General features: G+C 40.3%; 24 protein-coding genes and 1 tRNA gene. 19 read left to right on the top strand and 6 right to left on the bottom strand.

The window, feature by feature from the left end; translation table 11 throughout:
* Nucleotides 1–126 precede the first annotated feature (126 nt).
* Both QM406_RS05595 and QM406_RS05590 read right to left on the bottom strand, forming a co-directional pair.
* Nucleotides 127–199: transfer RNA gene (locus QM406_RS05595), tRNA-Thr, on the bottom strand.
* A 119-nt stretch (nucleotides 200–318) separates the two neighbouring features.
* Entirely contained in the window at nucleotides 319–1,068 is a 750-nt protein-coding gene (locus QM406_RS05590) for a lysophospholipid acyltransferase family protein (protein ID WP_414273661.1), read from the bottom strand.
* A gap of 132 nt (nucleotides 1,069–1,200) precedes the next feature.
* Between QM406_RS05590 and QM406_RS05585 the strand changes: the two genes are divergently transcribed.
* From QM406_RS05585 to QM406_RS05560, 6 genes are all read left to right on the top strand, one after another.
* Complete coding sequence (locus QM406_RS05585) at nucleotides 1,201–3,537, top strand: cation-translocating P-type ATPase (RefSeq protein ID WP_371607429.1); 2,337 nt, start codon at nucleotides 1,201–1,203, stop codon at nucleotides 3,535–3,537.
* A 101-nt stretch (nucleotides 3,538–3,638) separates the two neighbouring features.
* A complete protein-coding gene (locus QM406_RS05580) occupies nucleotides 3,639–4,316 on the top strand; it encodes a tRNA (adenine(22)-N(1))-methyltransferase (RefSeq protein WP_371559091.1) in 678 nt (225 codons plus the stop codon).
* The gene (locus tag QM406_RS05575) at nucleotides 4,303–5,100 is read left to right on the top strand and encodes a Nif3-like dinuclear metal center hexameric protein (RefSeq protein WP_371559090.1); all 798 of its coding nucleotides are present in this window, start codon (nucleotides 4,303–4,305) and stop codon (nucleotides 5,098–5,100) included. The genes QM406_RS05580 and QM406_RS05575 overlap by 14 nt, the downstream gene beginning before the upstream one ends.
* 16 nt (nucleotides 5,101–5,116) lie before the next feature.
* A complete protein-coding gene (locus tag QM406_RS05570; protein ID WP_153224920.1) occupies nucleotides 5,117–6,214 on the top strand; it encodes an NAD(P)/FAD-dependent oxidoreductase in 1,098 nt (365 codons plus the stop codon).
* A gap of 103 nt (nucleotides 6,215–6,317) precedes the next feature.
* Complete coding sequence (galE, locus tag QM406_RS05565) at nucleotides 6,318–7,337, top strand: UDP-glucose 4-epimerase GalE (protein WP_153224919.1); 1,020 nt, start codon at nucleotides 6,318–6,320, stop codon at nucleotides 7,335–7,337.
* Nucleotides 7,321–8,268 carry a glycosyltransferase family 2 protein gene (locus QM406_RS05560; protein ID WP_414273660.1) on the top strand — a complete coding sequence of 316 codons (948 nt, stop codon included), beginning with the start codon at nucleotides 7,321–7,323 and terminating at the stop codon, nucleotides 8,266–8,268. The genes galE and QM406_RS05560 overlap by 17 nt, the downstream gene beginning before the upstream one ends.
* Before the next feature lie 105 nt (nucleotides 8,269–8,373).
* On the opposite strand, the gene QM406_RS05555 is transcribed toward QM406_RS05560, so the two are convergent.
* Complete coding sequence (locus QM406_RS05555; protein WP_075230460.1) at nucleotides 8,374–8,571, bottom strand: ferredoxin; 198 nt, start codon at nucleotides 8,569–8,571, stop codon at nucleotides 8,374–8,376.
* A 45-nt stretch (nucleotides 8,572–8,616) separates the two neighbouring features.
* Here QM406_RS05555 and QM406_RS05550 point away from each other — a divergent pair, with 45 nt between their 5' ends.
* From QM406_RS05550 to pdxT, 6 genes are all read left to right on the top strand, one after another.
* On the top strand, nucleotides 8,617–9,105 hold the full coding sequence (locus tag QM406_RS05550; protein WP_075231789.1) for an SAG1386/EF1546 family surface-associated protein: 489 nt from the start codon (nucleotides 8,617–8,619) through the stop codon (nucleotides 9,103–9,105).
* Nucleotides 9,106–9,113: 8 nt separating this feature from the next.
* Complete coding sequence (gene cmk / locus QM406_RS05545) at nucleotides 9,114–9,785, top strand: (d)CMP kinase (protein WP_075231790.1); 672 nt, start codon at nucleotides 9,114–9,116, stop codon at nucleotides 9,783–9,785.
* Between the two features lie 138 nt (nucleotides 9,786–9,923).
* Nucleotides 9,924–10,262, top strand: coding sequence for a zinc ribbon domain-containing protein YjdM (locus QM406_RS05540; RefSeq protein ID WP_311522761.1), 339 nt, complete (start codon nucleotides 9,924–9,926; stop codon nucleotides 10,260–10,262).
* 2 nt (nucleotides 10,263–10,264) lie between these two features.
* Nucleotides 10,265–10,897, top strand: a complete 633-nt coding sequence (locus QM406_RS05535) for a Pr6Pr family membrane protein (RefSeq protein ID WP_414273659.1) — start codon at nucleotides 10,265–10,267, stop codon at nucleotides 10,895–10,897.
* Nucleotides 10,898–11,035: 138 nt separating this feature from the next.
* On the top strand, nucleotides 11,036–11,911 hold the full coding sequence (gene pdxS / locus QM406_RS05530) for a pyridoxal 5'-phosphate synthase lyase subunit PdxS (RefSeq protein WP_006153788.1): 876 nt from the start codon (nucleotides 11,036–11,038) through the stop codon (nucleotides 11,909–11,911).
* The gene (pdxT, locus tag QM406_RS05525; RefSeq protein ID WP_153224914.1) at nucleotides 11,912–12,484 is read left to right on the top strand and encodes a pyridoxal 5'-phosphate synthase glutaminase subunit PdxT; all 573 of its coding nucleotides are present in this window, start codon (nucleotides 11,912–11,914) and stop codon (nucleotides 12,482–12,484) included.
* Between the two features lie 29 nt (nucleotides 12,485–12,513).
* On the opposite strand, the gene trhA is transcribed toward pdxT, so the two are convergent.
* Together trhA and QM406_RS05515 are read right to left on the bottom strand one after the other, a co-directional pair.
* Nucleotides 12,514–13,161 (bottom strand): PAQR family membrane homeostasis protein TrhA, encoded by a 648-nt coding sequence (trhA, locus tag QM406_RS05520; protein ID WP_001097751.1) that lies wholly within the window; start codon nucleotides 13,159–13,161, stop codon nucleotides 12,514–12,516.
* The gene (locus QM406_RS05515) at nucleotides 13,151–13,606 is read right to left on the bottom strand and encodes a DUF1836 domain-containing protein (protein WP_311522758.1); all 456 of its coding nucleotides are present in this window, start codon (nucleotides 13,604–13,606) and stop codon (nucleotides 13,151–13,153) included. Before QM406_RS05515 ends, trhA begins: the two co-directional genes overlap by 11 nt.
* A 134-nt stretch (nucleotides 13,607–13,740) precedes the next feature.
* On the opposite strand from QM406_RS05515, the gene QM406_RS05510 reads away from it, so the two are divergent.
* The 7 genes from QM406_RS05510 to trxB all read left to right on the top strand — a co-directional run bounded on the left by QM406_RS05510 (nucleotide 13,741) and on the right by trxB (nucleotide 18,096).
* Complete coding sequence (locus QM406_RS05510; RefSeq protein WP_414273658.1) at nucleotides 13,741–14,241, top strand: N-acetyltransferase family protein; 501 nt, start codon at nucleotides 13,741–13,743, stop codon at nucleotides 14,239–14,241.
* A gap of 13 nt (nucleotides 14,242–14,254) precedes the next feature.
* Complete coding sequence (locus tag QM406_RS05505) at nucleotides 14,255–14,746, top strand: methylated-DNA--[protein]-cysteine S-methyltransferase (RefSeq protein ID WP_414273657.1); 492 nt, start codon at nucleotides 14,255–14,257, stop codon at nucleotides 14,744–14,746.
* 12 nt (nucleotides 14,747–14,758) lie between these two features.
* Complete coding sequence (locus QM406_RS05500) at nucleotides 14,759–15,115, top strand: Spx/MgsR family RNA polymerase-binding regulatory protein (RefSeq protein WP_311522755.1); 357 nt, start codon at nucleotides 14,759–14,761, stop codon at nucleotides 15,113–15,115.
* 156 nt (nucleotides 15,116–15,271) lie between these two features.
* A complete protein-coding gene (locus QM406_RS05495) occupies nucleotides 15,272–16,072 on the top strand; it encodes an amino acid ABC transporter permease (protein WP_414273656.1) in 801 nt (266 codons plus the stop codon).
* Nucleotides 16,072–16,815, top strand: coding sequence for an amino acid ABC transporter ATP-binding protein (locus QM406_RS05490; protein ID WP_311522753.1), 744 nt, complete (start codon nucleotides 16,072–16,074; stop codon nucleotides 16,813–16,815). The genes QM406_RS05495 and QM406_RS05490 overlap by 1 nt, the downstream gene beginning before the upstream one ends.
* Nucleotides 16,816–16,894: 79 nt before the next feature.
* Nucleotides 16,895–17,119 carry a DUF4059 family protein gene (locus QM406_RS05485; RefSeq protein ID WP_414273655.1) on the top strand — a complete coding sequence of 75 codons (225 nt, stop codon included), beginning with the start codon at nucleotides 16,895–16,897 and terminating at the stop codon, nucleotides 17,117–17,119.
* A gap of 65 nt (nucleotides 17,120–17,184) precedes the next feature.
* Nucleotides 17,185–18,096: a thioredoxin-disulfide reductase gene (gene trxB / locus QM406_RS05480; protein ID WP_414273654.1), complete on the top strand. Its 912-nt coding sequence runs from the start codon at nucleotides 17,185–17,187 to the stop codon at nucleotides 18,094–18,096.
* Nucleotides 18,097–18,280: 184 nt separating this feature from the next.
* Here trxB and rlmB read toward each other — a convergent pair whose 3' ends face one another.
* Entirely contained in the window at nucleotides 18,281–19,009 is a 729-nt protein-coding gene (gene rlmB, locus QM406_RS05475) for a 23S rRNA (guanosine(2251)-2'-O)-methyltransferase RlmB (RefSeq protein ID WP_414273653.1), read from the bottom strand.
* Between the last annotated feature and the right edge of the window lie 9 nt (nucleotides 19,010–19,018).

Raw genomic sequence — 19,018 nt, 5'->3', positions numbered from 1 at the left:
CGTTATGACCTCCTATGCTCAATAGTAGCTCTCGCTACATATCGACTCATCGCATTGTCTATTCTACTATAAGGTCCATAAAATGTCAAGAAAAAATCAGCTCCCTATTAAGGAACTGATCAACAATGCTAATTGCCGGGATCGAACCGGCGACCTCATCCTTACCATGGATGCGCTCTGCCTACTGAGCTAAATCAGCTTACTTAAAAAGTATACTATAGTTTCAAATCTTTGTCAATACGTTATTTTCTTTAAAAAATAATCGGATTTCCGCTCAAAAAAAGGCTTAAGGAGATAGCTCCTAAGCCACTGTTTCCTTTAGCCTAATTTTTCTTTTATTTTGTCTGGATTCCAGATAAAGCTTGCGATAAAGCTAAAAATGATGGTGATAACAGCTACGATAATAGCTAGAATAAGGGCAGGGATACGGATAAACCACCAAAGTGGATTTGGTTTCTTATCATTGTGCCATTGTTTCGTTTCCTCATCTAAACGTTGGAATTCAGATTGGATACGTTCAGCAACCATCTCAATTCCTTCATCATTCATCTTCTTAATGTCCGAGATATCGATAGGATTTCCGAAGTTCATATCGACACGTTCACAACTGATGAGTCCTTTTAAGGTCATTGGACCAGTGTAAGTAACTGGCATGATGCGAACCTTGGCCATTTTAGCAATCAGAGCAACACCACCTTTAACATCGTTGGAATGACGACTGCCACTTGGGAACATGATGAGAGAGCGGTCGCTCTTTTTAAGAACATTGATAGGGTATTTGATAGCCGAAGCGCTAGGATTTTCACGATCGATTGGAAAGGCACCGCACATGCGAATCCACCAGCCAAAGATACGGTTGGTAAAGAGTTCCTTTTTAGCCATAAATACAAATTGCTTCGGTTTGGTCGCAAAGGCCATATAAACTGGATCCCACCAGGTACGATGGGGCGCAACTAGAATATAGTTTTCATCTTGACTCGGAATTTTATCCGTATTATGATAATGAGCATTACCGTTGATAGACCAAAGAATCAACATAACCAGCCCACGAAGATAAGTATAAAACATGGTATCTCCTTCAATTTTCTTTCTTTTATTATACCTTATCATACTAGGACAAGCAAATGTTTTTTTGTTTAGGCGGAATTGCTCTTCATATGAAATTAGAATTATTTTTAAAAAAATGATATGATAGAACTTATGGATAAAAATAAAATTATAGGCTTAAGCCAATCAGAAGTTAAAGAACGTCAGAAACAGGGACAGGTCAATGATTTCAAAGCATCAGCTAGTACCAGTACTTGGCAGATTGTAAAACGAAATGTCTTTACTCTCTTCAATGCTTTAAACTTTGCTATTGCATTAGCGCTCGCTTTTGTTCAAGCCTGGAGCAACCTGGTTTTCTTTGCGGTTATCTGTTTTAATGCTTTTTCAGGAATTGTAACCGAGCTACGTGCCAAGCATATGGTTGATAAACTCAATCTCCTGAATAAAGAAAAGATTACCACTATCCGTGATGGACAAGAAATTGCTTTAGACCCTGAAGAGCTTGTTTTGGATGATGTGATTCGCTTGTCTGCAGGGGATCAAATTCCAAGTGATGCGATTGTATTAGAAGGTTTTGCAGAAGTCAATGAAGCCATGTTAACGGGCGAGAGCGACTTGGTGCAAAAAGAAGTAGAAGACTTAATGTTGTCAGGTAGTTTTCTTGCCAGTGGTTCTGTCTTTGCTCAAGTTCATCATGTAGGAGCAGATAACTATGCAGCCAAACTCATGCTTGAAGCTAAGACAGTTAAACCCATCAACTCACGTATCATGAAATCGCTAGACCAGCTAGCAGGTTTTACGGGTAAAATCATCATTCCATTTGGAATTGCTCTTTTGCTTGAAGCTTTGGTCTTAAAAGGTTTACCACTGAAGTCTTCTGTAGTGAATTCATCTACGGCTCTTTTGGGAATGTTGCCTAAGGGGATTGCCCTCTTAACCATTACCTCTCTCTTAACTGCTGTTATCAAGCTTGGGTTGAAAAAGGTCTTGGTGCAGGAGATGTACTCTGTTGAAACCCTAGCGCGCGTGGATATGCTCTGCTTGGATAAGACAGGTACCATCACCCAAGGGAAGATGCAGGTTGAGACTGTCCTTCCTCTGACCCAGACTTATGACAAGGATGCTATTGCCGACATACTAACCAGCTATATGGCAAACAGTGAGGATAAAAATCCTACAGCTCAAGCTATCCGTCAACGTTTTCAAGGTCAAGTAGCTTATCCGATGATTTCTAGTCTTCCATTTTCTAGCGATCGTAAATGGGGAGCAATGGAGTTGGAAGGTCTCGGAACTGTTTTCCTAGGTGCACCGGAGATGTTGTTGGATGCTGAAGTTCATGAGGCTAGAGAAGCTCTTGAACGAGGATCTCGTGTCTTAGTTCTGGCCCTCAGTCAAGAAAAACTTGATCACCACAAGCCACAAAAGCCATCTGATATTCAAGCCTTAGCTTTGCTTGAAATTCTAGATCCAATCCGAGAAGGGGCAGCTGAAACTCTAGACTATCTTCGTTCTCAGGAAGTGGGGCTGAAAATTATCTCTGGTGATAATCCAGTTACGGTTTCAAGTATTGCTCAAAAAGCTGGTTTTGCAGATTACCACAGCTACGTAGATTGCTCGAAAATTACTGATGAAGAGTTGGTTGCCATGGCTGAGGAGACAGCGATTTTCGGACGTGTCTCTCCTCATCAAAAGAAACTGATCATCCAAACGTTGAAAAAAGCAGGTCATACGACTGCAATGACAGGAGATGGTGTCAATGATATCCTTGCCCTCCGTGAGGCAGATTGTTCCATCGTGATGGCTGAAGGAGATCCAGCGACTCGTCAGATTGCAAATCTGGTCCTCTTGAACTCAGACTTTAATGATGTTCCTGAGATTCTCTTTGAAGGTCGTCGTGTGGTCAATAACATTGCCCACATTGCTCCAATTTTCTTGATTAAGACAATCTATTCCTTCCTGCTTGCAGTCATCTGTATTGCGAGTGCTTTGTTGGGACGTACTGAATGGATTTTAATTTTCCCATTCATTCCGATTCAGATTACCATGATTGACCAGTTCGTGGAAGGCTTCCCACCGTTCGTATTGACCTTTGAGCGAAATATTAAACCAGTAGAACAAAACTTCCTCAGAAAATCCATGCTCCGTGCACTACCAAGTGCCTTGATGGTAGTCTTTAGCGTTCTATTTATTAAAATTTTTGGAACCAGTCAAGGTTGGTCGGCAATTGAAATTTCGACACTTTTGTATTATCTATTGGCATCGATTGGTTTCATGTCTGTAGTTAGAGCTTGTTTGCCATTTAGTCTGTGGCGTGTTCTCTTGATTATTTGGTCAGTTGGTGGCTTCCTTGGAACAGCTCTATTTCCAAGAATTCAAAAATTGCTTGAAATTTCAACACTTACAGGACAAACATTACCTGTCTATGGCATTATGATGGTCATATTTGCTGTCATTTTCATCCTGACAAGTCGTTATCAAGCAAAAAAATAAAGAAAGGCTGCAATCCTTGATTGCGGTCTTTTTTAGGTACAGAATTGCTAGACAAAATATGGTATAATAAAGGGAAATAGACTTTTGGAAAGTGAGAGAAAATGATTTCGAAGAGATTAGAAACGGTAGCTTCTTTTGTTCCCCAAGGAGCTGTTTTACTGGACGTCGGAAGCGACCATGCTTATTTACCGATTGAACTAGTTGAAAAAGGTCACATTGAGCGTGCCATTGCAGGAGAGGTAGTGGTAGGTCCCTATCAATCTGCAGTCAAAAATGTTGAGAGTCATGGTTTGACTGAGAAAATTCAGGTTCGTTTAGCCAATGGCCTGGCAGCTTTTGAAGAGGCTGACCAAGTCTCTGTCATCACTATTGCTGGAATGGGTGGTCGTTTGATTGCTACGATATTAGAAGATGGTTTGGACAAACTAGCCAATGTTGAGTGTTTGATTCTTCAACCCAATAATCGTGAAGATGAGTTGCGCTCTTGGTTACAAGAGCACGGTTTTCAAATTATGTCAGAAAGTATCCTAGAAGAAGCTGGGAAATTTTACGAGATTTTGGTGGTGGAAGCTGGACAAATGAAGTTATCAGCGAGCGATGTCCGCTTTGGTCCTTTTTTGTCCAAAGAAGTCAGTCCAGTCTTCATCCAAAAATGGCAAAAAGAAGCTGCTAAGCTTGAGTTTGCCCTTAGTCAAATTCCAGAAAAAAATCAAGAAGAACGTCAGGTTCTAGCAGATAAAATTCAAGCCATCAAGGAGGTGCTCCATGAAAGCAAGTGAAGTGATTAAGCGTTATGAAGCCTATTGCCCACAAGAATTTTCTATGGAAGGTGATAGTCGTGGTTTGCAAATTGGCACCCTAGACAAGGAAATTAAAAAAGTCATGGTTGCCCTTGATATTCGTGAAGAGACAGTCGCTGAAGCTATTGACAAGGGTGTTGATCTGATTATCGTTAAGCACGCACCTATCTTTCGTCCGATTAAGGACTTGGTAGCTAGTCGTCCTCAAAATCAAATTTATATCAATCTCATCAAGCATGATATCGCAGTCTATGTCAGTCATACTAATATTGATATTGTTGAAAATGGTCTCAATGATTGGTTCTGCCAACTATTGGGTATTGAGGATACAACTTATCTGCAAGAAACAGGTTCTGAACGTGGAATTGGCCGTATTGGAACGATTAGACCTCAAACATTTAAGGAATTTGCAAATCATGTTAAGGAAGTCTTTGATCTAGATAGCCTTCGTATGGTGTATTATCATGAGAGTGATTTGCAAAAGACCATTTCAAGAGTGGCCATTTGTGGCGGCAGTGGGCAGTCTTTCTACTCTGATGCTTTAGCAAAAGGAGCAGATCTTTACATTACTGGTGACATCTATTACCACACTGCCCAAGATATGTTGTCAGACGGCTTGTTGGCTCTGGACCCAGGCCACTATATTGAGGTTCTCTTTGTTGAAAGAATTGCAACGTTTCTGAATGAATGGAAGGAAGAGAATGCTTGGTCGCTAGAAGTTGTCGCAAGTCAGGCTTCTACCAATCCATTCCATCATATCTAGTTAGAAGGTAAAGACAATGAAAAAAGTTGCCATTGTAGGAGCAGGAATTGTAGGGGCAACAGCTGCCTACTATCTCTCTAAAGAAGCAGATATCGAAGTAACTGTCTTTGATCATGGATACGGACAAGCGACCAAGGCAGCTGCAGGAATCATCAGTCCTTGGTTCTCTAAACGACGTAACAAAGCTTGGTACAAGATGGCTCGCCTAGGAGCAGACTTTTATGTAGATTTATTAGCTGATTTAGAAAAAACTGGTCAAAAGGTTGATTTCTACCAGCGCTCAGGAGTCTTCCTTCTCAAAAAAGATGATTCCAAGCTCGAGGAACTTTATGATTTAGCCTTGCAACGTAGAGATGAATCTCCCTTAATTGGCGAATTAGCCATTTTGGACCAAGCTGCTGCAAGCAGCCTATTCCCTGGTCTAAAGGGATTTGAGAGATTGCTCTATGCTTCTGGAGGAGCTCGAGTAGATGGGCAACTCCTAGTGGGTCGTTTACTGGAGGCCAGTCAGGTTAAGGTCGTAAAGAAAGAGGTTAGTCTAACTCCTTTATTATCAGGCTATCAGATAGACAATCAAATGTTTGATCAAGTAATTTTATCTACGGGAGCTTGGCTTGGACACATTTTGGAGCCTTTAGGCTATGAGGTGGATGTTCGTCCTCAAAAAGGTCAACTTAGAGATTATCAGGTTGATTTAGACATGGCAAGCTATTCTGTTGTCATGCCGGAAGGTGAGTGGGATTTGATACCATTTCCTGGAGGTAAGTTATCTCTAGGAGCTACCCATGAGAATGACATGGGATTTGACTTGACAGTGGATGAAACCTTGCTCGATCAAATGGTTGTGGCGGCGAGTCCATTTTATCCAGCCCTGGCTGAGGCAATTTCATCTGGTGAACGTGTGGGGATTCGTGCTTATACAAGTGATTTCTCTCCATTTTTCGGACAGGTTCCAAACTTATCAGGAGTCTATACAGCAAGTGGTCTAGGATCTTCAGGGTTAACGACTGGTCCTATTATCGGTTATCACCTAGCTCAAATGCTTCAAGGAAGAAGTGGAGTATTGGATCCAGCAGATTATCCAACTGAAAGATACATTAAAAAGAAACAATAGTAAATCTTTTACTTAGATTTTACGATAGTGTTAGGAAAGTAAATGACTTTCCCTATCAAAAATGGTAAAATGAAAAAAATAATCCAAGAATTGAGGAAATAAAATGCAAGAAAAAATTCTGGTAACGGGTGGAGCTGGTTTTATCGGAACTCACACCGTCATCGAACTGGTCCAAGCAGGACACCAAGTTGTTGTTGTCGATAATTTGGTAAACAGTAGTCGTAAAAGTCTTGAAGTAGTCGAAAGAATCACTGGGGTAGAAATTCCTTTCTACGAAGCAGATATTCGTGACACAGATACACTTCGTGATATTTTCAAACATGAAGAACCAACAGGTGTGATTCATTTTGCTGGTTTGAAAGCTGTAGGGGAATCTACACGTATCCCACTTGCCTACTATGATAACAATATTGCTGGAACTGTCAGTCTCTTGAAAGTTATGGAAGAGACAAACTGTAAGAATATCATCTTCAGCTCTTCAGCAACAGTTTATGGAGATCCGCATACTGTTCCAATCCTCGAAGATTTCCCTCTTTCTGCTACTAACCCTTATGGTCGTACTAAGTTGATGCTTGAAGAAATCTTGACGGATATCTATAAAGCCGATTCAGAATGGAACGTTGTTTTACTTCGCTACTTCAACCCAATCGGAGCGCATAAGAGCGGTGATTTGGGTGAAAATCCAAACGGTATTCCAAATAACCTTCTTCCATATGTTACACAAGTCGCAGTTGGTAAGTTGGAACAAGTTCAGGTCTTTGGAGATGACTACGATACAGAAGATGGAACAGGTGTTCGTGACTATATCCACGTCGTTGACTTAGCAAAAGGGCACGTTGCGGCCCTTAAGAAGCTTCAAAAAGGTTCAGGACTAAACATTTACAACCTTGGTACAGGGAAAGGCTATTCTGTCCTTGAAATTATCCAAAATATGGAAAAAGCAGTCGGACGCCCGATTCCTTATCGTATTGTGGAGCGCCGTCCTGGTGATATTGCAGAATGTTACTCAGACCCAGCCAAAGCTAAGGAAGAACTTGGATGGGAAGCGGGACTTGGTATTACAGAAATGTGTGAAGATGCATGGCGTTGGCAAAGTAAGCATCCAAATGGATTTGAAGACTAAAATGATGATTTCAATCATAGTCCCATGTTTAAACGAAGAGGAAGTACTTCCTCTTTTTTATCAAACTCTTGAAGTACTGATTCCAGATTTGGGAACAGAAATCGAATACATTTTTGTAGATGATGGTTCGACTGATAAGACTTTGGACCTTTTAAAGGTTTATCGAGAGAAAAATTCTGCAGTACATTATATCTCTTTCTCGCGAAATTTTGGGAAGGAAGCAGCCTTATATGCAGGTTTACAACAAGCTAGAGGAGATTTGGTGGTAGTTATGGATGCAGACCTTCAGGATCCCCCAAGCTTCTTGCTTGAGATGAAGGAACTACTAGATCAGAATCCAGACTTGGACTGCGTTGGAACACGCAGAACCAGTCGAGAGGGTGAGCCCTTTTTACGTAGTTTCTGCGCCGATCTTTTTTATCGTTTTATGCAAAAAATTAGCCCAGTAGCTCTTCCCCTAGGGGTTCGTGATTTTAGGATGATGAGAAGATCAGTTGTGGATGCAGTGTTAGAATTGACAGAATACAATCGCTTTTCCAAAGGACTCTTTGCTTGGGTTGGTTTCCATACTCACTATCTAGAATACCCTAATGTTGAAAGGCAGGCAGGTAAGACAAGTTGGAGTTTTAGACAACTCTTTTTCTACTCTATTGAAGGGATTGTGAATTTTTCAGATTTTCCTTTGATATTAGCCTTTGTTGCTGGTCTTTCGTCGTGTTTTCTGGCTTTGGTGATGACATTGTTTGTAGTTGTCCGTACTCTCGTACTGGGCAATCCAACTTCTGGTTGGACCTCTCTGATGGCTGTCATTCTATTTCTTGGTGGTGTCCAATTATTGACGATTGGGATTCTTGGAAAATATATCAGTAAAATTTATATGGAAACGAAAAAAAGACCCCTCTATCTGATAAAAGAACAGAGTGAGTCATGATAAGATTTGCTAAAAATAAGTCCTTCAAAAGACTATAATTTTCTGGAAAAATATGCTAAACTAGAGAAAGTGGGATTTGAACATCAAAACACCACTGATGACAAATTAATCTTTGATGAGCGCGCGAGTGGGACACTGTTTCACAGCCTCTAGCAGCTCTTCACTAGCTGGGATGTCTCTCTCTAGTAGATTCGGATCATCATAGAAACGCACAATACCATTATCATGGTAATCAAATAAATCAGAATAGGTTTGGCATAGCCCACAGGCAATGCATCGTTCAGGTATAAGTGTGATTTTCATATTTATATTGTAATAAGAAATTAGAAAAAAAACAAGGAGTAAGGTATGGAAAAGGAACCATGGCAAGAAGATATTTACGACATCGAGGAAAGTCGTTCGGAACGCAGAAGCAGAGGAAATAAGGGAACAGGAGTGGTAGCCAACCGTATTCTAACCATTTTGGCTTGTATTTTCTTTGTTATCGTTGTCGGTATGATTGCTGTTTTAATCTACCTGTCATCTGGTGGAAGTGATCGTACAGCAGCCTTGAAAGATTTTCATGATTCTTCTGCGCCTAAGGTAGAGGAAGTTTCTTCAACGTCATCAAGTAGTTCAGTTGAAGCATCAAGTTCTGAAGCAGGATCAACTTCTTCAAGTAGTTCAGAGGAACATACAAATGCTGAGGGAACCATTACTGTCCTTGCAGGTGAAGGTGAAGCAGCTATTGCAGCTAGAGCAGGCATTTCTATTGCTCAGCTTGAAGCCTTGAACCCTGGTCATATGTCTTCAGGAACTTGGTTTGCAAATCCTGGTGATGTCCTTAAGACAAGATAGGAGTGACGATGAAAACAATTCAGATCGCTATTGATGGACCAGCATCCAGTGGTAAAAGTACAGTAGCCAAGATTATTGCTAAGGACTTTGGATATACCTACTTAGATACAGGTGCCATGTATCGTGCTACGACTTACATCGCTTTGAACAACCAAGTAAGTCCAGAAGAGTCTTCTCGACTTCTTGAATTATTGGAACAATATCCGATTAGCTTTGGTCGTGCTGAAACAGGAGAACAGCTTGTTTTCGTTGGAGACGTTGATGTTACCAATCCAATCCGTGAAAATGAAGTAACCAATGCTGTATCTGCTTTTGCAGCCATTCCAGCTATTCGTGAAAAATTGGTAGCCCTTCAACAAGAAATTGCCCAACAAGGCGGAATCGTCATGGATGGTCGAGATATTGGTACAGTTGTATTACCTCAAGCTGAATTGAAGATTTTTCTTGTTGCTTCAGTGGATGAACGTGCGGAAAGACGTTATAAGGAAAATCTTTCAAAAGGGATCGAAACAGATTTGGAAACTTTGAAAGAAGAGATTGCTGCGCGTGATTATAAGGATAGTCATCGTGAAACTTCTCCTCTTAAACAGGCTGATGATGCAATCTATTTGGACACAACAGGGCTAAGTATTTTAGAAGTTGTCGAAAAAATTAAATCAGAAGCAGTCAAACATTTTTAATTGAAATTTTAACCGATTGACCACGATAGTGGTGAGTCGGTTTTTTAGCAATTTGTCAAATTTTTAATTTTAAGGTATAATAGTCTTTGTTAACGAAAATTTGACATTCAAACCATCATAAAAATAGAAGGAGATAAGATGAACAATCTACCAAATTGCCCAAAATGTAATTCAGAATATGTCTATGAAGACGGAGCCTTGCTAGTCTGTCCAGAGTGTGCTTATGAATGGAATCCTGCTGAGCAAACAGAGGTTGAAGAAGGCCTTGTTGCTATCGACGCTAATGGAAATAAATTGGCTGACGGTGATACAGTAACCTTGATCAAAGACCTTAAGGTAAAAGGTGCTCCAAAAGACCTTAAGCAAGGGACACGTGTTAAAAATATCCGTATTGTTGAGGGTGACCACAACATCGATTGTAAGATTGATGGTTTTGGTGCTATGAAATTAAAATCAGAATTTGTTAAAAAGATCTAATCATGACTGCTTGGAATAAATTTATTTTTTTCAGTCGGACTTTCTTGTTTTTCGCAGCATTTACAGGGGTTTATCTGGAAATTACCAAACGTGGTGGTTTAGGGATGTTGCTTTACTATACAGTCCTTTCCAATCTTTTGGTTGTCATCTTTACAGCTTATCTTTTGTTAAAGATGCGTAGTGGCGGTGATAGTTGGCAGAGTGCTGGGATTCTACGTCTCAAAGGTGGTGTCACTATGAGTATTATGATTACTTGTGTCATCTATCATTTCATGCTAGCTCCTTTGACGACAGATTTTTACCGTTTGGAAAATTTCCTTTGCCATTATATTGTCCCTCTCTGGTTTTTAGCAGATACAATTATTTTTGATAAGAGTCGTCAATATAAGTTAGTTGATCCCATGCTTTGGACTAGCCTTCCTTTGCTTTATATGATTTTTGCCCTCTTAAACGGTTTTGTTCTAAAGATGGATGTCCCTAATGCTAAGGATAGTCCCTTCCCTTATTTCTTTTTGAATGCTACCAAACATGGTTGGGGCTTTGTCTTTAAATGGGCGGCAACTATCTTTGTTGCCTACATGGTTTCAGGATATCTCTTTTATCTTGTGAAAAGTATTAAAAAATCTAAGAAATAAAAGTACCCAATGTGGGTGCTTTTTTTGTGATAGAGATAATTGTACCCGGACAAATCGATTTATTTTATCTTGTTATGCAGTCTTTTATACCTTACAATAAAACTGTAGCTACCAATACAACTATTGAGGATGAAAAAAATGACTGAAAATCGTTATGAATTAAATAAGAATTTAGCACAGATGCTTAAAGGTGGTGTCATCATGGATGTCCAAAACCCTGAACAAGCAAGAATTGCTGAGGCTGCAGGTGCGGCAGCAGTTATGGCTTTAGAACGAATCCCAGCTGATATTCGTGCAGCGGGTGGTGTCTCTCGCATGAGTGATCCAAAGATGATTAAGGAAATCCAAGAAGCAGTCAGCATTCCAGTTATGGCTAAGGTTCGAATTGGGCATTTTGTTGAAGCTCAGATTTTAGAAGCTATCGAGATTGACTATATCGATGAGAGCGAAGTTCTATCTCCAGCTGACGATCGTTTCCATGTGGACAAGAAAGAATTTCAAGTTCCTTTTGTCTGTGGTGCTAAAGACTTAGGTGAAGCCTTACGTCGTATCGCTGAAGGAGCTTCTATGATTCGTACAAAAGGGGAACCTGGAACAGGAGACATCGTTCAGGCAGTTCGTCATATGCGTATGATGAATCAAGAAATCCGCCGCATTCAAAACCTCCGTGAGGACGAGTTATATGTTGCTGCAAAAGAACTCCAAGTACCTGTAGAATTAGTTCAATACGTTCACGAACATGGAAAACTACCAGTTGTTAACTTTGCGGCTGGAGGGGTTGCAACACCTGCAGATGCTGCTCTTATGATGCAGCTAGGTGCAGAAGGTGTCTTTGTTGGCTCAGGAATTTTCAAGTCAGGTGATCCTGTTAAACGTGCGGCAGCAATTGTCAAGGCTGTTACCAATTATCAGAATCCTCAAATTTTAGCTCAAATCTCTGAAGACTTGGGAGAAGCTATGGTTGGTATCAATGAGAATGAAATCCAAATTCTCATGGCGGAGCGAGGAAAATAGATGAAAATTGGAATATCGGCCTTGCAAGGCGCCTTTGTAGAGCATGAGAAAGTCCTTGCAAAACTAGGAGTTGAAAGTGTTGAACTGCGAAATCTAGAAGACTTTCAGCAACATCGAAGTGAGCTATCAGGTTTGATTTTGCCAGGAGGTGAGTCTACAACTATGGGAAAACTATTGCGAGATCAGCAAATGTTGATTCCTATAAGAGAGGCTATTCTCAATGGTTTACCAGTCTTTGGAACTTGTGCAGGCTTGATTTTGCTAGCGAGACAAATCACTTCTCAAGAGGAAAGCCATCTAGCGACTATGGACATAGTAGTGGAGCGTAATGCCTATGGACGTCAGCTAGGAAGCTTTTATACAGAAGCAGACTGCAAGGGTGTTGGCAAGATTCCCATGACCTTTATCCGTGGACCTATTATTAGTGAAGTTGGTAAGGGTGTCGATGTTCTGTCAGTAGTGAACAATCAAATCGTTGCCGCTCAAGAAAAGAATATGCTAGTGACCTCCTTTCATCCGGAATTGACAAATGATCTTCGCTTGCATCAATACTTTATCAATATGTGCAAATAAAAATAGGTCGGGATTTTCCCGGCCTATTTTTACATGTAATAAACAATGGCAATGTATTGGAGAGCAGAAGCTGCTAGGATGAAGAGATGCCAGATCATGTGGAAGTATGGTTTCTTCTTAGCGTAAAATCCAGCACCAACTGTATAGCAAAGACCACCTGATACCATAAGAGTCCAAAAGATTGGATTTGTTTGACTGATGATTGCTGGTAGGATAGCCACAACTAACCAACCCATGATTAAGTAGAGAATTAGACTAAATTTTTCATTGACTTTTTTGGCAAAGATTTTATAAAGAATACCAAAAATAGTTGTTCCCCACTGAATGGCGATAATCAGATAACCAAACCAGTTATTCATCAAGGTCAAAACGACAGGAGTATAAGAGCCAGCAATCGCAACATAAATCATGGAATGGTCGATAATGCGCAAGACATACTTATGAGTGGAACCATAAGCCATAGAATGATAAATGGTCGATGAAAGGAACATTAGAAAGAGGCTAATAACGAAAATCGACACCCCAATCGATGATAAAAATCCATGAGCTTCATAACTATATGTCGATGAGATAGGGAGCAAAATCAGCATGATAAGTGCCCCTACAGCATGGGTGACACTGTTTGCTATTTCTTCTCCAAAACTAAGGCGCTTGCTAAGTTTGAAACTAGTATTCATTTGTTTCCTCCTCTTCGGTTTCTTTATAGACCAGTGCAAGTGTTTGATGATAGAGCTTGACCGTTTGGCAGCTTGTTCGGATAATAGGATTGGCTGGGTCTAGGTCTTCATTCATATAGTCTACAAAAGCATTGTAAAGTTCTTCTGAGTTAGCCTCTGTGTGTAGGCTATTCAGGGTTTGAGCAATTTCCTGGATTGAAAAAACAGACTTGAGCGTTGTGATAGCAATCAATCGGGCGATTTGTTTGCGTTGGTATTTTTTCTTTTCAGGTTTGGTGATATATCCGTGTTTGACATAGTTGTTCACCATTGATGCAGTTAAACCTTTCTCTTTAGCAAGAGAAATAGGGGAACAAACTTTATTCACATAAAGTAGGACCTGGTCCAAATAGAGATCAATGTTTGGAATTTCGTCCCATTCTGGGTAGGAAAAAGTAGATTTCATTTCCAACTCCTGTTTATCTAGTTTTAATAACTAGATTATAAAATAATAGAAATAAAAAGTCAAGTTTTAACTGCTTGTAGAAAGCCTTAAATTATGCTATGATGAGAGAAACTAGTCAGAAAAGAGGAGATAAGATGGAAATTCGTTTAGCCTTTCCAAACGAAGTAGATGCAATTATGCAAGTGATTGAGGAAGCTAAAAAATGCTTGGCGGAAGCTGGTAGCACTCAGTGGCAAAATGGTTATCCAAATACTGATACGATTATTGAAGATATTATCTCAGGTCAGGCTTATGTAGCCCTGGAAGAAGGAGAGCTCTTAGCTTATGCAGCAGTAACCAAGAGTCCAGAAAAAGCCTATGAAGCCATTTATGATGGAAGCTGGGAAGGAAGAGAGTCAGAGTATCTAGTTTTTCACCGTATTGCTGTCGCTAGTGATGTGCAAGGACAAGGTGTTGCCCAGACCTTCTTGGAAGGCTTGATTGAAGGCTTTGATTACCTAGATTTTCGTTCAGATACGCACGCTAAAAACAAAGCCATGCAACATATCTTTGAAAAGCTTGGTTTTAAACAGGTCGGTAAAGTTCCAGTAGATGGGGAACGTTTGGCCTATCAAAAATTAAAATCAAATGTCTAAGAAGTATGCAAAGATGCTGTACAAGTCTCCGATTGGAATCTTATCTTTGGTAGCAGATGATCACTATCTGTTTGGGATATGGGTTGAAGCACAGAGCCATTTTGAGCGAGGCTTGTCGCTAGGTAATCTAGTTGAGGTGAAAAGTCATCCCATCTTAAATCAGATTGCTAGCTATTTAGATGCTTATTTTAAAGGACAAAATCAAGATTTGTCTCAGTTACCTTTGGCTCCTGTTGGTAGTGACTTTGAAAAAAGAGTCTGGAACTACTTGCGTGGAATTCCTTTTGGTCAGACAGTTACTTATGGACAAATAGCTAAGGATTTGCAGATAGCTTCGGCTCAGGCTATCGGAGGAGCTGTAGGCCGAAATCCTTGGTCTATCCTCGTACCTTGTCACCGTGTACTAGGAGCTGGCAATCGGCTGACGGGCTATGCTTCAGGAATTGACAAGAAGGCTTGGCTCTTAAAGCATGAAGGTGCAGTATTTCAAGAGAATAAGGAATAGAAAGAAAAGAAAATGTTAGAATTTATCGAATACCCAAAATGTACAACCTGTAAAAAAGCTAAGAAAGAATTAGATCAACTCGGACTAGAATATAGGGATGTTCATATCGTAGAAGAAACTCCGAGTGAAGAAGTCATTTTAAATTGGCTTGAAACTTCAGAATTTGAGTTGAAGCAATTTTTCAATACTAGTGGTATTAAATACCGTGAACTGGGTTTAAAAGATAAGGTTGGAACTTTATCAAATAAAGAAGCAGCCAAACTCTTGGCCAGTGATGGTATGTTATTAAAACGTCCAATATTAGTGGAGAATGGTGCTGTCAAGCAGATTGGTTATCGTAAAACCTACGACAACTTAGACTTGAAATAGTTTTTTTCTATCTCCTTGATAGGTAAAATATATAACCTCACGCTTTTAAAGTATGATAAACTAGTAGGTAGACAAAGTCTCTTCTGCTCGTAGCAAATATTTTAAATCTAGGCAGAAGTATGATAGAATGATTCATTATCAGGAGAGGATGTTTCTATGAATGTTACAACAATTTTAGCATCAGATTGGTACCAAAACTTGATGCAGTATATTCCAGACGGTAAACTGTTTAGTTTTCGTTCTGTCTTTGATGGGATTCCAAGAATTGTACAACAATTGCCAATAACATTGATGTTGACAGTATTTGGTGCTTTTTTTGGTATCATCTTGGCCTTGGTTTTTGCTATTGTAAAAATTAATCGCGTTAGAATTCTTTATCCATTACAAGCATTCTTTGTTAGTTTCTTAAAAGGGACACCAATCCTAGTGCAGCTGATGTTGACTTACTATGGAATTCCTCTAGCATTAAAAGCGTTGAATCAACAATGGGGGACTGCTTTTAATATCAATGCGATTCCGGCTGCAGCTTTTGCCATTGTAGCCTTTGCTTTTAACGAAGCAGCTTACGCTAGTGAAACTATCCGTGCCGCTATTCTTTCTGTCAATCCTGGAGAGATTGAAGCCGCTCGTAGTCTTGGAATGACACGTGCACAAGTTTACCGTCGTGTGATTATTCCAAATGCAGCGGTAGTAGCAACTCCAACCTTGATTAACTCCCTAATCGGTTTGACTAAGGGTACTTCCCTAGCCTTTAGTGCGGGTGTTGTAGAAGTCTTTGCCCAAGCTCAGATTTTGGGTGGTGCCGACTACCGTTACTTCGAACGTTTCATCTCAGTTGCTCTTGTATACTGGGTGGTAAATATCGCTATTGAAAATCTTGGTCGCTTTATTGAGAGAAAAATGGCCATCGAAGCACCAGATAATGTAAAAACAGATGTGAAAGGAGACCTTCGCTAATGATTAAGATTTCAAATTTAAGCAAATCCTTTTCAGGTCAAACCGTCTTGGATCATCTGAATTTAGATATTCAAAAAGGGGAAGTAGTGGCTTTGATTGGTTCATCAGGAGCGGGTAAATCTACCTTTCTTCGTAGCCTAAATTATCTGGAAACACCTGATAGTGGAAGCATTCAGATTGATGACTTTAAAGTCGACTTTTCTCAAATCACTCAAGAAGAAATCCTAACTCTTCGTCGCAAGTTGTCTATGGTATTCCAACAGTTCAACTTATTTGAACGTAGAACAGCCCTAGACAATGTCAAGGAAGGTTTGGTAGTTGTTAAAAAACTTTCCGACGAAGAAGCAACTAAGATTGCCAAAGAAGAGTTGGCTAAGGTTGGTCTTTCAGATCGTCAACAGCATTATCCTCGCCACTTATCAGGTGGACAAAAACAACGGGTGGCTTTGGCGCGTGCTTTGGCCATGAAGCCAGCTATCTTGCTCTTGGATGAACCTACTTCAGCCCTTGACCCAGAATTGGTTGGTGAGGTAGAAAGATCTATTGCTAATGCAGCTAAATCAGGTCAAACCATGATTTTGGTTAGTCACGATATGTCCTTTGTTTCTCAGGTAGCTGATAAGGTTTTGTTCTTGGATAAAGGAAAGATTATTGAGTCTGGAACACCAGATGAGATTATCAATCATCCTAAAGAAGAACGAACAAAAGAATTCTTTGCTAGTTACAAACGGACCTATATTTGATATAATAGAAGACAAGAAAGACTCAGTTGGCTAGGCCAACTGGGTTTGCTCTTTAAAATTAATAGAAATGAGAGAGAGCATGCTAGTTCAGCTATTTGCTTTGTATTTAGAGAGTTTAGTGTTGACAATTCTACTGGTCTTGATTATTTTGGGACTCTGGATTGGACTTAGAGCTCTGTCGGGGGTTGACAAAACTGCTAAAGCACGTCAAGCCCATCTCTACGATATGATTATGATTGGAGTTTTAACAATTCCAGTATTGTCTTTTGCAACCATGAGCATCTTGTTGGTTATCAAGGCTTAATAGTTGTAAAATAGGATTTAATCCGTTAGAATAAAAATGGTTACAACAAGAAAGAAGGAAAGAGAATGTACGATACGATTATTATCGGTGCAGGCCCTGCTGGGATGACTGCAGCCTTGTATGCAGCACGCAGTAATCTGAAAGTGGCTTTGATTGAAGGAGGCCTTCCAGGAGGTCAGATGAATAATACTTCTGACATTGAAAACTATCCAGGTTATGCCAATATCAGTGGCCCAGAATTGGCTGAAAAGATGTTTGAACCTCTGGAAAATCTGGGTGTTGAGCATCTATATGGCTTCGTTGAAAATATTGAGGATCATGGCGAATTCAAAAAAGTCGTAACAGACGACCAAGTTTATGAAACTCGGACAGTTATCGTAGCGACTGGTTCCAAGCACCGTCTATTGGGAGTTCCAGGTGAAGAAGAACTCAATAGCCGTGGTGTTTCTTACTGTGCGGTTTGTGATGGAGCCTTTTTCCGTGGCCAAGATTTGTTGGTCGTAGGTGGAGGTGACTCCGCGGTTGAAGAGGCTATCTTCTTAACACGATTTGCTAAGTCTGTAACCATCATTCACCGTCGAGATGAACTACGTGCCCAAAAGGTCTTGCAAGATCGTGCTTTTGCCAATGAAAAAATCAACTTCATTTGGGATTCGGTTATCAAAGAAATCAAGGGTGAGAACCGTGTAGAGTCAGTTGTCATTGAAAATGTTAAAACAGGACAAGTGACAGAACAAGCCTTTGGTGGTGTCTTCATCTATGTTGGATTAGATCCTGTTAGTGATTTCGTTCAAGAATTGCAGATTCGAGACCAGGCAGGTTGGATTGTGACAGATGACCACATGAAGACAAGTGTTGCAGGGGTCTTTGCAGTTGGGGATGTTCGTCAGAAAGACCTTCGTCAAGTTACAACTGCAGTTGGAGATGGTGCTATTGCAGGTCAAGAGGCCTATAAATATATTACTGAACATAGTTAAAAAGGCGGTGGGACAGAAATCGATAGACAAAGTCTCGATTTCGTAGTCCCAGCCCCGCGAGGATGATTAGGAGCTTTTTGGAGTCCAAAAGACGAACAAAAAGTTCAATCAGCCACCGCGTCAAAGTTTGATTGCTAATAAAAAGGTGAGGTCGGGATCTTTTTGTCCCAACCTCACCTTTTTATTAGAGTCGATTTCTAAAGATTTCGTACATGAGAATGGCAGCAGCAACACTGGCATTGAGGCTCTGTACGTGACCATTCATAGGAATGGTGATCATCTCGTCTACTTGTTTCTTGATGTTGCTTGAGATACCTTTGCCTTCATTTCCGATGATGAGAGCAATCTTTCCTTTGGTATTCCATTTGTGGCAAGGAGTTCCATTCATATCAGTTCCAAAAGTCCAGAATCCTTCGTCTTTGAGTTTGTCCAAGGTTTGGCTGAGATTGGTCACGCGAGCGATAGGAACGTGTTCAATCGCACCTGTTGCTGTTTTTGCTACGACAGGAGTAACACCGACAGCTCGATGTTTGGGAATGATGACACCTGAAACATTGGTTGCATCCGCTGTTCTTAAGATAGAACCGAGATTATGTGGGTCCGTTAAACCATCAAGGATTAGTAGTAGTGGGTTTTCTTCCTGGCGTGTTTTAGCAATAATTTGCTCAAGTTCAGTGTAGGCAAATTCAGAAACGCGTAAGACAAAACCTTGGTGAACAGCTCCTTCAGTCATCTCAGAAAGTGATTTTTTGGAAGTCCAAGAAATGGATACTTTCTTTTCAGTAGCCAATTCCTTAACTTTTTCCACGTTCTTTCCTCGTAAATCTTCCTGAAGGTAGAGTTTGTTTCCAGTATTTGCTAAAAGAGCTTCTGTGACGGCATGAACGCCATAGACAATATCGTTTGTTTTCATATCTTCATT

This window comes from Streptococcus infantis (genome assembly GCF_047465035.1).
Classification (GTDB): Bacteria; Bacillota; Bacilli; order Lactobacillales; family Streptococcaceae; genus Streptococcus; species Streptococcus infantis_T.
The sequence above is the reverse complement of the archived record's forward strand: the minus strand, read 5'-3'. Positions and strand labels throughout refer to the sequence as shown.